The organism is Paenibacillus sp. ACRRY, from assembly GCF_022346995.1.
GTDB lineage: Bacteria > Bacillota > Bacilli > Paenibacillales > Paenibacillaceae > Paenibacillus.
Window position 1 is genome coordinate 265139 of the sequence record NZ_JAKRNM010000004.1, and the last position, 15353, is coordinate 280491.

9 protein-coding genes are annotated in these 15353 nt (G+C 36.4%); 4 read left to right on the forward strand and 5 right to left on the reverse strand.

Annotation, left to right across the window (positions count from 1 at the left end):
* The 4 genes from dptG to MH144_RS17195 are packed head-to-tail and all read left to right on the forward strand — an operon-like array spanning position 1 to position 8908.
* Positions 1-1389: a DNA phosphorothioation-dependent restriction protein DptG gene (gene dptG / locus MH144_RS17180; protein ID WP_239302469.1), complete on the forward strand. Its 1389-nt coding sequence runs from the start codon at positions 1-3 to the stop codon at positions 1387-1389.
* Positions 1370-6586 carry a DNA phosphorothioation-dependent restriction protein DptH gene (gene dptH, locus MH144_RS17185; RefSeq protein ID WP_239302470.1) on the forward strand — a complete coding sequence of 1739 codons (5217 nt, stop codon included), beginning with the start codon at positions 1370-1372 and terminating at the stop codon, positions 6584-6586. Before dptG ends, dptH begins: the two co-directional genes overlap by 20 nt.
* Positions 6587-6644: 58 nt before the next feature.
* Positions 6645-7964 (forward strand): ATP-binding protein, encoded by a 1320-nt coding sequence (locus MH144_RS17190; RefSeq protein ID WP_239302471.1) that lies wholly within the window; start codon positions 6645-6647, stop codon positions 7962-7964.
* A complete protein-coding gene (locus MH144_RS17195; protein WP_239302472.1) occupies positions 7964-8908 on the forward strand; it encodes an O-methyltransferase in 945 nt (314 codons plus the stop codon). The genes MH144_RS17190 and MH144_RS17195 overlap by 1 nt, the downstream gene beginning before the upstream one ends.
* Positions 8909-8975: 67 nt before the next feature.
* On the opposite strand, the gene MH144_RS17200 is transcribed toward MH144_RS17195, so the two are convergent.
* From MH144_RS17200 to dndB, 5 genes are read right to left on the reverse strand one after another with little or no spacing between them, the layout of a single operon-like run.
* Positions 8976-10109: a cysteine desulfurase family protein gene (locus MH144_RS17200; protein WP_239302473.1), complete on the reverse strand. Its 1134-nt coding sequence runs from the start codon at positions 10107-10109 to the stop codon at positions 8976-8978.
* Positions 10110-10126: 17 nt separating this feature from the next.
* Positions 10127-10504 carry a DndE family protein gene (locus MH144_RS17205; protein WP_154892858.1) on the reverse strand — a complete coding sequence of 126 codons (378 nt, stop codon included), beginning with the start codon at positions 10502-10504 and terminating at the stop codon, positions 10127-10129.
* Positions 10501-12507, reverse strand: coding sequence for a DNA sulfur modification protein DndD (gene dndD / locus MH144_RS17210; RefSeq protein ID WP_239302474.1), 2007 nt, complete (start codon positions 12505-12507; stop codon positions 10501-10503). Before dndD ends, MH144_RS17205 begins: the two co-directional genes overlap by 4 nt.
* 17 nt (positions 12508-12524) lie before the next feature.
* The gene (gene dndC / locus MH144_RS17215; RefSeq protein WP_239302475.1) at positions 12525-14027 is read right to left on the reverse strand and encodes a DNA phosphorothioation system sulfurtransferase DndC; all 1503 of its coding nucleotides are present in this window, start codon (positions 14025-14027) and stop codon (positions 12525-12527) included.
* Entirely contained in the window at positions 14020-15120 is a 1101-nt protein-coding gene (gene dndB, locus MH144_RS17220; RefSeq protein WP_239302476.1) for a DNA sulfur modification protein DndB, read from the reverse strand. Before dndB ends, dndC begins: the two co-directional genes overlap by 8 nt.
* Between the last annotated feature and the right edge of the window lie 233 nt (positions 15121-15353).

The window sequence follows — 15353 nt, forward strand, 5'->3', positions numbered from 1 at the left end:
ATGGCGTATAAGTTGGATCTACAGGAGATCAAAGATAAGTTTAAGTTTGAAACGTCCATTAGACATAATCCTAAATTGCCTGTTGAAATTTTACCATACAATACGAAGTTTAAGGACACTCAGTTTAATTTCCGAGAAGTTATAGGTGAATTTTTGCGTCTAGTGGGACAAAAGAAAATGTCTTCAGAGGCTAACCCTGAACAATTAGTTGAAGCTGTGCTAAGTACGATTGAATTCGAAAATGTAAGTCAGAAAAATGAATTTAAGCAAATGATCAAGACGTTATTCATTGACGAGAATAATCAGCTTTTTTTATTCCATCCTCAGACGCTTTACTACATCAACACTGTTGAAAATGAAAACAAAAAGTTAGCCGAGTTTCTTTATGCGGTACTGTGGAGTGGTAAGGAAAGCTGGAATATTAGTGATAAGAAAATGCAAATTGAGGATCTGATGAGTTCATTGATATTTAGTGCATTGCCTGAACTACAAGATTCTAACGGCCAATCTAAAAAATATGCAGTATTATTGCCAGAAGTATCAGCTTTATTTTCTACTGATTTTGAATGGCTGACAACAAAACAGGATTTATTTACACAACAATTCGAAAAATTGTTGTCGTACTATTACTTTTTCTATATTACTCAGATGTCTAGAAGAAATGAGACCCTGTTCACCAAATCTGAAAAAGGAATAATACCGATCTATTTTACATTCGAAGAAGAAGAGCGGCTGTCGAAAACACGGGTTAGTTATGAATACGGTTGGAAGAATATCGAAAGATCTATTAATCGGATGTTTTCTCACGTTAATTTTCTCAAAATGCTCAATATTTCTGTGGAAGAAGAAGAGAGAGTTTATTCCTATCATGAGATTGCAGAAATTATTCGTAACCATAGTGCTGAAGAAATCGTTGCAATTGAGCAAGTAATTGATGATGTAATAGAACAGTATCAGGAAGGATTATCCGATGTTAAATGGTCCGAATTGAATCTAAATTCAGAACAATACGAAATACCCATACTGAATAAATTATCTTCGTTGTTCCAGATGATCGATTATCAATTTATTAATTCATTTCGCTCAAAGCCGTATAACGAATATAAAGCTTGGTTTATTCATTTTTGTCAGAAATCATTTCTTAAGTCCAGGGGAAGATCAGGGAAAATGTTGATTCTAGATACGGACTATTTATTATTCCTTACCAAAGTCATCATTAAGGACGAGCCTAAAATTAGATTGAAAAAACTATTTGAAGAATTCGAAACAAGAGGGATTATTTATGATCGAGACACTCAGGTGGCCATTATTGAATACTTTGAAAAGTTAAATCTGTTAGAGAAAAAAAGTGATAGTGGGGATGCCATTTATGTCAAAGCATTTTTATAGTTATCTTACACACCTCATCGACCGTTTTTTGAAAGGAGTCAACATTCAGCCAGGAGAAAAGTATCATATACAATTTGAACGTGATGAACAAGTCTTAGACCTAGTTAACGAGATTAAGAATGTAGAAGGTATTAGTCCGTTTTCGATGTCTACAGAAGATGGATTTTATCAGTCTCAAACTTTAAATTATACCCAAACAAAAGTACTAATTGCATCGAATATTGAAGATATCACTCCTGACTTTTTGACGACATTACGTAATAAAGTCGGAATTCGAGAAGAGCCCTTTGAAGATTTGGCAATGTTATTGATCCACAATTCTAACTTGGATAGTTTAGTTCAAGGAATGACTTCATTCTCAAAAGAAGGTATGCCTTTCCATATAGATTCGATTGAAAAAGACCTTCAAAAAATGATGAAGCAATCTAATTTATCTTTGGAAGAGAAACAGGTGCTTAATTTTTCTATAGAGTCAATGAAGGCACAACAAGGGCTGCATGAGAAGGTAACTTTATTTGATTATGAAAATATACTTACTGTTTTAAACAATGAAAAACTTGAATCAAAAGAATATAAGCATTTTGGCCTGTTTTACGATGCTGAATTGTTTAACACACCTAGAACGCCTAAAGAAATAAAAGAGAGGTTGAAGGAAAACCATTCTTTATTTAGTGATGTAGAACTTGCCCACCAACATGGATCTGTTGAAACAAGTTTAGAGCGCCATTTCGACGATCAGGGAGTCAAAGCACTATCTGAACCTGATACATGGCACAATGTTGATTTCGGATCGGTAAGAAGATCCAATCAGAAGAAATTAGAAGGAAAAGGACTAGAATACGTAGAGACAAGTAAAAAACTTACAGTTGAAGGGTTGGAATACTGGGAGAGAGCGGATGGAGAGACAAAAAGCAAACAACGTAAAAGAAACATTATCATATTTAACCCTGAACAAAAAGAGCAGATTACCATTGAATTTGCATTTAATGATTTTATTAAAAACCAACACATTAATGAAACAAAAATCAAACATCCGATACAAGTCGAACAAGCAGGTAAAAAGATACGTGTACATTTGAAACATGAAATTGGTCAGACAACGTTTTATGGGTTGAAATACAAAACGGAGGTATCTCCTGCTTATGAGTTCAAGATCACAGTTGTGGAGACACAAGCGAAGCTTCTTCAAACGATTCAAACTTCATATGCTATTCACATATCTAAGTCCAAAGGTTCTTGTCTGTTAATTAATTCAGATGAAGAACATTGGTTCTTCAACAAAGATGCCGCTGAGATCATAAAAGTTAATCTTGTCGAATCACAAAGTACGTTTGATATTACTGAAGATCAAGAGCTGGTTGTTTCTCGTAGCGAAGAGAACAATAGTGACGAAGAACTTATCTACTTTAATATTCAATTACCGCACACAAATATACCTTTTGCCGTACAGGATCAAGTTGAACGTCCCGTTCCAATTGGTGGATTCAGTGTATGGAAATTGAAACGTGAAAAACAAGAACATTTCACGTACCGTATCGAGAATGAAAAAATGAAAATTGTTCAAGGAACAAGAGAAACCTTTGCTCAGGGAGAGTTTAAACGTAATTTAGAAAGAGAACGGAAATTACTAGAGACCAATCATTTATATTTCTCTGAAGATAATTTGGGAGAGATCGTACCGGAGTCTATATCGGTTTCAGAATCCTTAAAAGAAGCATATTGTGATCTTCTCCGATATTTTAGAACCAATAGTTTACTTCCTAGCTTAGCATATTTCGATGAAGACTATATCTCACTAGCCAAAAATTATATTGATGCATACATGCATGAACTTGAGCAATTACAAAATGGACATTCACTCAATCAGACACAACGAGATCTTGTATTGGTTGGAACAATTCAAAAGGGACACGGAAATCCCGAATGGTTGTTCACACCATTGCATCCTCTGAATTTGGCATACCAAATACAATTAAACCAATTGGTCGGGGAGGAACCAATTAATGAAGAATTGTTGCACTCCATGAGACCAACGAACCTACTGCCTTATGTAAATTTTAATTCCAAACTGTATAAGGCGATTGAGATGATGGATTCATATGAGTGGGCTTCATATATTGATCAAAGTTTACCTAGGTTCGAATCATCTAAAATCTTTGTGAACAAACTGGTACAGGAGAAAATTGAGGAGTTCACTGGGCATTTTGGATATCTATTTGAATTAGATCGTCGTGCCCCATTAAAGATTAATACGATTAATATGGGTGATTGTCAGGAAATACTTCAGGGCCTATTTGAATATTACAAGAAACAATTGAAAGATAACCTGGAGAAATCAAATCTATTGCCAATCGAGATCTACATCTATGCTGAAAAAGGAATTAACAATGTATTTGAAGAGATGTCTCAATATTCAGATGCTGAAGAAATAGCTAAGCATTTTAATCTTAAATTAGAATTGGAAGGTTACCATCCTGAAGAATTGTTGAATATTTTTCGAGAAAAGGTAAGATTCTATTCTAAAAGTACGGATACGTCTACTTATGAATACAGCCATATTACTTTTTATCAAATGAATAAAATTGAGCAAATTGCTACAAGTAACGCTTCTGAGATCATAACAGGAGTATCGTTATTTGGTCTTGTATCGGGGATTCCTTCTGTATTTATTAACGAGGATTATAAGACAGGATTTGGAACTAGATATTATCCTACAGAAGAAGCACCGCTTTTAAAGATGGTGCCTAAGCTGAACTCTCTATTGAGAGTAGCTAGAACTCTGGATAATTACCAGGAAGATATCAATATTGTTACAGCGATATCTGCTAATCATAAACAACAACTCGATCAAGTATATGACTCTGCCCATTGGGTTACATTTATTGAGCCAAAAGTAGATTTAAGTTTCTTTAAGAACAGTGATACACAGAAGGATTTGCTCGTTATTCATTATAGTGACCAATATACGTCATCAAGCGGATTTGACGCGATTACGGTGACAAGACGTTCTCAACAATATCAGCGTTTGATCAAAGAGTTCCTTGGTCATCAAAGAATATACGTAGAAGACCAAATGTTGCCTCCGATTATAAATTTCTTCAACGCCATTAATGGTAATTGGTTGCTTAGGTTGTTGGCACAGAAAAATTATTTCCCAAAAGAAAAGATCAGTATTCTTTCTGCGGTAAAACTCGCTCTCGCTGCTTATGCACATCGAGAAATTATCTGGATTCCAATATCCATGGAAGAAATTCTTAGGATTTCAGGCGGAACAGGACTTCGACAATCTGAAGGACTATTTTCTGCGAGAAAACTGGGGAGGTTTGGTTCCTACAGTGATGACTTATTATTAATTGGAATCGAGCTACAAAATGAAGAACTGTTTGTCCATTTCTATCCGATTGAAGTGAAGATCGGCCATAATGGAGCTAAAGTGCAAGATAAGGCAATGGAACAGGTTAAAGAAACAAAACGGTTATTAGTGGAATTCTTAAGCGATGACGAAAGCTTTCAAGCTGTTCTTTACCGGAATTTCTTTATGCAACTGGCGATCGCAAGTGCAGAAAAAATGAAACTCTATTCGGTCTGGCCAGAACAGATGTGGAATCAGATTACGGATTCAAATGTTCGCGAACGTCTTCTTAGTGATAATTACACTATTGTAAATACGTTGGATCAATATATTGGACAAGGTGCAGTGATCTCATTTAAGAAAGATGTTGTGTTTACCGATGTTAAAGTCAGCGATGATGTGATGATCTTTGATTTTCCTGAACAGAGCGGATATGAATTTATACTCAAAAGTGTTGAAGAGATGAAGGAGCATATTCAGAGCAATCAAGGGGATTTTTCTCCTGAGCAATTGTTAAGTAATCGCTACAGCTATTCAAAAACTGCTTATGAATCCGTATCCTCTACCGGAGAGAAGGGTCTGCTAGTTGCCGAGGATAGCAAATTCTATGATACAGGGAAAAGTGAAGTGGCAGCAACGACTCCAGTTGAGGAGATTACAGAATCAGTTGAATTGACTGATGGCACTTACAGCGAAGTCCAAGAAAAACAAAGTAAACCTTTAGAAGTATTATTTGGACACAAAGCAACGTCTGATGAAGAAATAAAATGGTTCCCAACCTCTACGGATAAAATCATGCACACCAATACCGGAATCATTGGAACGATGGGTACAGGGAAAACACAGTTTACGAAATCCCTCATTACCCAGCTTAGTCGAAACAGCCATGATAATGTCAACCATACGCCAATAGGGATATTAATCTTTGATTATAAAGGAGATTATATTAAGGCTGACTTTACCGAGAAAACAAATGCTAAAGTATATAATTTGCATCATTTACCGTTTAATCCGTTGTCTTTGTACATGGCCGAACCCATTAAACCTTTGTTGCCTCTTCATACAAGTAACTCTCTAACAGATACAATTGTTCGATCTTTCAATCTTGGACAGGTTCAAGCAATTACTCTGAAGGATCTGATGATGGAGGCCTATGCTAAGAAAGGCATTGTGAAAGGTGATTCCACAACTTGGAACTTGCCTGCTCCTACGATGAGTGATGTGTATGAACTGTATGCTGGGCGAGAAAATGCAAAGGTAGATTCCTTGTACGCGGCCCTCAAGGAGTTGTATGAAACGGAAGTGTTCGAAACAGACTCGACCAAAACGATCTCACTGTTCGACATGATTGATGGAATCACAGTTATTAACTTGTCCGGTTATAGTGAGAGCATTCAGAACCTGGTAGTTTCGATCACGCTCGACGTCTTCTATAGTCAAATGCAGATGTTTGGACATAGTGCTATTGATGGGCCATATCGTGAGATTACACGAATGATCTTGGTCGATGAGGCAGATAACTTCCTCAGTAAAGATTTCAATTCCATCAAGAAAATTTTGAAAGAGGGACGGGAGTATGGAGTAGGAACGATTCTATCTACACAGTTCCTAAGTCATTTCTCTACTTCCGATAATGATTATGCTAACTATATCTTAACTTGGATTGTGCATAACGTGTCTGAAATGTCCGCCAAGGAGATTCGAATGGTATTTGGCACCCAAAGCAAGTTAGAGGAAGATAATATTATGAACCGCATTAAGTCGTTGCAGAAGCATTATAGTATCGTTAAAGCTGGTTCAGGGCAGCCAATATGGATGCGGGATAAGGCGTTTTGGGAATTATGAAGCCTGTTAGTACAGGTTAAATCATGAATAATTTTATTTATACTAGGAGGTATTGAAAATGAATAATAATGAAATTAATGCAGCTCCCACAAAGACATTCTTTATTGATATGTTAATAAAGGACATACCTTTAATTGATGCTATAGCCGATTTAGTTGATAATAGTGTAGATGCAGCAATCAATATTCGTAGAAATCAGGATAACTTTGAGGGACTACAAGTAGACTTGAAGTTTGATGAAAATTATTTTGAAATTATTGATAATTGTGGTGGTTTTGATACGGAAACGGCAAAAAATTATGCATTTCGTTTCGGAAGGCCTGAAAATGCTCCTAATATTGAGAAATCTATCGGGAGATTCGGAGTCGGAATGAAAAGAGCATTGTTCAAAATGGGGAATAATATCAAAATCAGTTCTAAGACAAAAGAAACTTATTTTGATATGGATATTGATGTACAGAAATGGAAAGAGGACGCCGAAAACTGGATTTGGGAATTCGGGAATTTGAATTCTAATGAGCAAGAAGGCACTTTAGGTACTAAAATTAAGGTTGGGAGTTTATATCCTGAGGTCTCGAACGTACTCTCTAAATCTACTTTTACTGATGCCTTAATAAAAGAGATACGTTTATCACATGAGAAGGTTATCGAAAAAGGATTGAAAATTACTATTAATGAAATAGAAATAAATCATGAACCATCTCAGTTGTATGTGTCTGATAAAATTAAACCCGCATATTTCAGAACAGAGGTTGAGGGAGTAAGTGTAGAGGTAGTGGCTGGTATTTCAAAAACCGGAAATCCACGAGAGGCTGGTTGGTACATTTATTGTAATGGGCGCCTTATTGTATTTGCAGATAGGTCGCAACTAACTGGTTGGGGGGACGGCCACCCTATGTTTCATCCTACATTTGCAATGTTTAGAGGATATGTTTATTTCGATTCAAATGATTCCAAAAATTTACCGTGGAATACTACAAAAAATGGAATAGACCAAGATTCAAATGTATACCAAGCAATAAGGCCCCATCTTATTAATATGATGAAGCCTGTTACTAACTTCTTGAAAAAATTAAAATCAGAGCCTTTTGGAACTGATGAGCAATTTGAAAATGAAGAGTATGAGGCTGAAATGGGATTATACGATTTTGTAAATGAAGCCTCGTTAACAAACGTATCGAAGATTGAAAAAATTGAGTTAAGCAAGAAGTTCGTAGCTCCTGAAGTGAAATTGATTCGTAAGCCTTCTACACAACGAATACAGTATAACATGCCAGTTACTAAAGTAGATGAAGTTAAAGAAGCTCTAGGTGTAACATCTTTAAAAGAAGTGGGAGAGAAGACCTTTGAGTACTTCTATAGAATGGAGTGTAGATAGTGGCAACTTCGCAAGAAAGATCAAGCTATGAGAAAATAAATTATAAAATAAGACCGGCAAAATCTATTGAGAGAAAAATGTTGTGTGAGTCGTTTCATAAGCTAACTTTTTTTACTCCTATTTATAACTATAGATATATTGGATTTGGATCTCCATTTTTTGCAGATTTTACACTGTTCCATAAGCAGTTAGGAATAAATAAAATGATAAGTATAGAGAAAGATATTGAAAATGAACCAAGATTCACTTTTAATAAGCCTTATAAATGCATTGATATGATGTTTGGAGATTCTCATGAGCAACTACCTGAGGTGAATTGGGATGAGAGCAGGAATATAGTTTGGTTGGACTATGATGGACATATGACAAAGAATACTTTTGAAGATATCCAAACAGTTCTTTTTAATACACCATCAGGCTCTGTTTTTATCATCTCTATTAATGTACATTTAAGAAAAGGGCAAGAGGTTTCATTATTAAAAAAATGTTTAGAGGATAAAACTCCTGAAGGGCTGACTAATTCTGATCTTGAGTTTTGGAAATCTGCTGAAGTATTTAAAGACATAATTAATAACCATATTAAAGAAGTACTTGAGTCTAGGAATAAGACCGAGTCTGACAAGTTTAATTTTGAACAATTATATTATTTAGGTTACGCTGATGGAGCAAAAATGCTTACTTATGGAGGTGTTATATTCCAAGAAAGTGAAAAGCATTTATTTGAATCCTGCAATTTTAATGATCTTCGATTTATAAATAAAAGCAACATTATTAATATTATTGATGTGCCAAGTCTTACGTATAAAGAAGTTAGGCACTTAGACTCACAACTGCCCCATGAAGTGTTATCAGAGATTGCTGCACCAGGTGTAAAAAGAGAAGATGTTGAGAAATATTCTAAACTTTATAAATTGTTTCCTTCATTTTCGGAAACTGAAATTTAACCTAACGTGGAATAGCATAGTATAATAGCCACGTTAGGTTGTAAAGTTTGTTGAGCATATTAATTTATTACTTAATCTCTCTAAACAAATCCAGCTCTCTTTCATTTAAATCAGCACTTAATGTAATCCTAATAGTCTGTCGCACCTCTTCTAGAGATTTACCGGAAGCACTCAACACATGACTTGGTTTGCTTGAACTACAAGCTGATCCAGATGATAATGCGATGAAGCTAGACAATTTTTTAAGTAATAACTCATTGTTTACACCGATAAATTGAAGACTGATTAATCCTGGTATTTTATCATGTGTATCACTATTAAAGGTAATCTTGTCTCCAAGATTAGTCTTAAGGATATTAATTAGATAATTCTCCAATTGAGTTAGTCGTTGGGTGTTATTTTCTAAATTCTGCGACGCTAGTTCAGCAGCTTTACCTAATCCCACGATGTTGTGGACAGCCAAAGTTCCGCTACGGTAGTTATTTTCTTGTCCTCCCCCGTGAAGAAGAGGGGTAAGACGAGTATATATCTCTTTGGATTGTTTACGTATGATGGCGGCTCCGACTCCCTTGGGGCCGCCAATTTTATGTCCTGACATAGAGAGAAAACGAATTCCACTGAGTTTACGCAAATCTACCGGAACCTTTCCAATAACTTGTGTTGCGTCTGTGTGGAAAAACAACCCATTGGTCGCGAATAATCTGGAAAGCTCATCAATTGGATTTAAGGAGCCAACTTCATTGTTTCCCCACATTATGGAGGTAAGAAGTGGTTGTTCTTGATTAACAACTGTTGCGACGTTTTGTACATTTACTCTTGCAAAAGAATCAACATCAAGGAAGTGCGCAGTGTATCCACGTTCTCCTAAAAACTCAAATGTTTCGAGAACTGACGGGTGTTCGGCAGCAGAAGTTAACAAATACTTAGAAGCATCTTCATTGTACCCATAATAATCGGCGACACCTTTTATAATCATATTGTTGCTCTCAGTTGCTCCGCTGGTGAAGACAACTTCATCCGGATCACATCCTAAAAGGTGAGCCACTTGTTCACGTGCCATAGATACAGCTTTTTTAGCGTTCTCTGCTAGGGAATAGAACTTGCTTGATGGATTACCATATTCCTCTTGAAGATAGGGAAGCATTGCTTCCAAAACTTCTGAGTGAATTTTTGTAGTAGCACTATTATCTAGATACAACATAAGAATCACTACTTTCGTTAAATTAACAAATTACGAATGAATTTCTCGTAATTCCCTGCAGCTTTGTACTCTGAAGATAATGCACGAATTCCCCGCTCCAAGTGAGCATTAAAATAAGAGGGAAAGTACTCTTCATCTGTCAGTTCTTGTCCAGCAGCCTGAGTAATCATAGCACGAAAAACGTAGTCATATTCACCTGTGACGGTGCTTCGATTCAATACAAGCCCATCTGGAAAGTCCTTCATAATCGGTTCAATGGGATTGTTAGGGTCATTCTTTTTTAATGATAGAGCAACTGCATATCGAATTAATATATTTGGTGTAATGCCAGATGATGAATGAATTTGTGTAAGAATCTCTTTAGCATATTTGGAAGTTTTTAATGTGAAATTCATGAATACTGTACCGCCTCTCTAACGATATCAAAGTAGTGATCTTTAACAATCACTGCACTCTCGTCAGTAGCATTGTATTCCAATGTATAGCAGCGGGCGGTGTTTTCCTCAATAAAATGGAACTGTTCCGGTGTTATTTCAGAATCTGTTGTAAACATAAGAACTTGCTCACCGCAACGTGGTATAAAATGCTTCATCAAAGCTTTTTTGTGATCTTGATCTAATCTTCCCATAAGAGTGTCGAATACAAATGGTAATTTCCATCCCGATACTCTAAACATGGCCAAAATCACAGTAAGCATCAACATTTCTTTTTCCCCGGCAGACAAACGCTCTTTCGAAATCTCTTGATATGTTTGATTATAGAGTTTTAATTCAAATGTGGTGTGATCAATATGAATCCGTTTAATAAAGTCTTTCTTGCGGAAAAGCATATCCACCATACGCACGGTTTCATTGGCAACATCATCAAGTTTTTTACGCCACTGACGATCTCTAAAACGTTCGCTGACCTTAAGTAATTTCTCAGTCATTGCATAGGATTTTTCCGATTTATGATAATCTCTGATTTTTTCTTCAACTTTCTCTTTTAAAAGGATTTTGGAGTTTAGACTTTCAGACATTGTCTGAAGTTCTATTCCAAGTTGTTCCATCATCAATTTGTTTTGTTCAACTTGTTTAGTTTTTTCCTCAATGTGTCCCAAAAGTTCTCTGAACTCGCTAGATTGATCGTTTATTTCCACTTGTAACCTTAATTCCTGTGATTCTTTCAGTAACGTAGCATTTTCATCAAATCGGCTGATAAATTCCGAAGCATCCAGTGCCTGAATTTGCTTGTAAAGATTATGAATTTCACTACGCTGTTCAAATGAAGCTCTATGAAGCAAGTTTGTTTGGTTCGGTCTGATTAGATCTAGGATTCCATTAAAGATCGATGTTACTTTGACTTCCTCAATCTCCTTGTTTGAGCCAAGTACTTCACTTAGAAGTAAACCTACTGTTTCTTTTTCTAGGGATGTTGCTACATAGTCGAAAGACTCAAATTGTTTTTCGGCATTCAACTGATTAGCCACATCTTCCAGTTGTTTTCTGGCAATAAAGAAGGGCAGAAGAGATGAAATGAATTGGCGTATTTGATCGGAATTGGATTTACGTTTATTCTCGATCACGTTTATTCTTGAAACTAATTCTTGTCGTTTTTCTTGAAGTAATCCGCCATGGATCTCGAAATCTCTTTTATCTTGTTTAATGGAATCATTTAGATGAATCATTTCTTCGTCATGCATTTCTAGAAGCTGTTCTTTTTCACTTATATCAGCGTTTAGTTGACTAATTTCTAATTGAAGTTTTTCATGTTGAGCCACTTCTTCTGCTGCACTAGCATTTTGCTGAGCATATTGTGCTCTATACGTGTTCAGATCTTTCTCCAAATTTACAAAGAGATCAAGGTTAAAAAGAATTTTGCCTGATTCTTTTAAATATTCAGGGATTTTTTCTTCAGATACAATACGCGAGATATCCTCACCATCGAAAAGGCACAGCTCAAAAAGTCTGGGAGGCATTTCTTCACGTAAGCGACTCTGAAAATCTGAAGTTTGTTGAGCAGATAAGAAGTGATTATCTCGTTTGACAGAAAAACTTTCACGAACACGATCGCCCTTTATACGCCAACTTCTCACTAATGAATATTCGTGTAATTCAAAATCTTCTGTAGAACTATAATCAAGAGTAATTTGAAAATTGTCGGTTACATTCTCGTTAATCGCTTTGCGATTTAGTAGCGTTTTGATTTTACGAAAATAGGGTTCGTTTTCTGTAACAAAACCATATGCCATGGAGCCGAATAAAACGATCCTTAAAGATTCTAATATTGTGGTTTTACCAGCACCATTTTTTCCACCAAGTAATATGACATTACGGTTGGCTGCGGTGCGGAAGTCAAATTTATTTAGGTCTCCATGATAAGCACCTATGTTACGGAGAGCCAATTTTTGAATGTGCATTGATTATTAATCCACCTTTATAAATGTAAGAAGTCTTGTCTAAGTGTTTTATCGAAAGCTTGGAATAGTCCTCTTCTTACTTTAACTCCGGAGTATTCCTTTTCCACAGATATCAGTTCTTTGAGAAGATTCAGGTTGACTCCTTCTTCTTTGCAGAGAGATTCTAAATCTGTAACCTGATCTTCTTTGAAGACAGGACGGTCATTTTGATGCCAATCATAAACTATTCCTGTTTCTTCTTCTACAATAAGTGGAAGTCGATCTTCCCATTGCAGATCATCATGCCAGTATTTCCGAATTGCTTTAAGCTCTTCAACTGTAATTAGTTCTACATTAGGATCGTGCATTCTACGAATTTCCTCTTGAGTCTGTAACAATTTTCGCAGAATCTCTTCACGGGCTTTCATTGTGAACGGACCAACACCAAAACGTTTAGGAGCCGCATCAGAATCCTCATCATCAAAAATCAGAACATCTAATTCTTCAACAGAAGCAAGGTCAATTCTGTTTTGTTCGATATAATCTTTAATTTCGGATTTATAAATCCTTGGGTGACTCAAATCATTAGGGTCAATACCACCTAAATTAGTTGTCAGATAAACCTCGCCATTCATGCGATGTTTTTGTCTTTTAGTACGATCTTCTCGAATTTGAACAAGAAAGTTCCTAAAATCATATAATGGGCGCAACCAGTCTACACCGTTATTAATGAATCCACTTAAGGCCTTATCTTCATTCACAACTGTACATGTCCAACAACCAAAACGGCTATTTCCACAAGAACCGGCACTTTCTTTAACTTCTTTATCTACTACGAGCGGACATTCGCTACTTGAATCTTGATATAGTTGAAGTAATTCATTGTTATCGTCACCCCATGGCGACTCATACTGCAGTAAAAACTCCCACACGTCATCAAGATTAAATGAGCGAATTGGAGCAAAAACAAACGCATTTCGAAGCGTAGAGTGACGCATTAAATTTGTACCTTCAATTGTATGAGATTGCATTACTCCTGCTCTTGTAGAACTTTCGGAGTCGCGAACGCCTAATAGCATGACAACCTCACCAAACTGATCGACCTTATCAAGGATAAAACGGTTAGCTGGCTCAATTTTAAGGCGATCCGTACACCATCTAAATTTTTGGCGAGGCGTAGGATACCCTTTACCAATAATGGACGCCCAAAATGTTTGCTCTACTTTAGGTCGAACTTTATGAGTTTCAATGGGTAGCCCTGTAGCGAGCGCTTGATCTTGTATGCGGCCAAGAGTACGCGTTATTTTATCTATGATTAAAGGAGTTTCTACCTGAGTATCTGATGAAATAACGTATACTTTTTTCTTCAGAGCGGAAGGTTCCAGTTCGGATAAAGCTTGAAAGACTAGCTGTACAACAGCAGTAGAATCTTTACCTCCACTGAAACCAACAACCCAAGGACGTGCATCTGCTTGATACACTTCTTTGACTAGCTCTTTGGCTTCGACAAATTTGCTTCCAGTTTCAAATATATTAAACATTGATAGGTGTACCTTCTTTTATTTTATTTTCAATCTTCTGCTCAGCCTCAGTAAGAGGAAGTCCGAGTTTGACTTTAATATGGTTAGCAGTTAATTGAATTGTCTCGTTGGTCTTATTGATCCGTCCAGTTTGTCCATAAGCACGGCCCAACCAATCTGCTTTATTATCGCGACTCCAGTCGAGCTTTGATAGTTTTTTTACGTATGATTCCCATTCATCTGAATGATAGCGGTATAGGTAGTGACCTACTATGCCGATGGCCTCCAGAAAGACACCATGTGCTACTACAGATCCTACTCGAAGATCTCTTGGAGAGGTTTGCTTATCTAAAACGTCCTGCCACTCAGGGATAGAAACACAAAGAAGTGCCCAAAACTCAGACACGAATTTTTTCTCGGGTTCTGAGATTAGCTCACCTTTACGTTTGCCTAGTAGTCTGCAGATTGTATTAAAGATGTGATTTAAAGCAAACAATTTAGGCGAATTTTTGGACAAAGACACTTTCTCACGATCTGTGTACCGTTCTAACAGCGGAATTTCGTTGATCAAACTCTTAGTAATTAAAGAAAGTTGGTCACGGTGATCATACAAAATTCCAATAGAAGATGTCGTATTAACAGCGTGACGATTTAGGTCTGAAAACATTTGTTGAGAGCGGACTAAGCCCAGGTCATGAAAGAACACCACGGAGATCGTTTCATCTCCAAGCTCTGGAGAAATTTTGAGAGCTTCTTCAATCGCTGCACGTCGGTGCTGACCGTCATTAATGAGAAACTTGGAATCCAAAGAAATGTTTAAGTAGCCTAGGTCCTTGAATTCTTTCGATTGGGGCTGAAAAATCAACTCACCGTCAACCGATGCAGTTAATGAAGAGAATATGTAATCTCTAGGATTCTCAAGAATGTAATTCGTAATATCAGGGACCCTTGATTTATTCATTAACCGTTGAGCTCGGTGTTCGGCAGGGATTTCTTCCTCATCAAAAAGGAAAATCTTAGGTATTAACCTCAGTGGACACATGATAGTATAAAACTCTCTACCTGCTTGCAATCCACGTATGGCAGGAAAACTATAACTAAAGTTCATAAACATCCTCCTGTTTTACGTACGTAATATTGTAGAATGTAATATGATTTTATCGTAAGACGAACAAATGTTCAATGATTATCACTCGAAAATGTAAAGGGAAATTACGTAATCACGTGAATATTTGATGAAGAGATGAAGAGATGAAGAATATTATAAAAAGCAGCTCAAGACTCATATAAGCTTCTTAAGCTGCCTGTTTTATTTCCGGTCATATGTTTTAAATATTTCTGTAATTA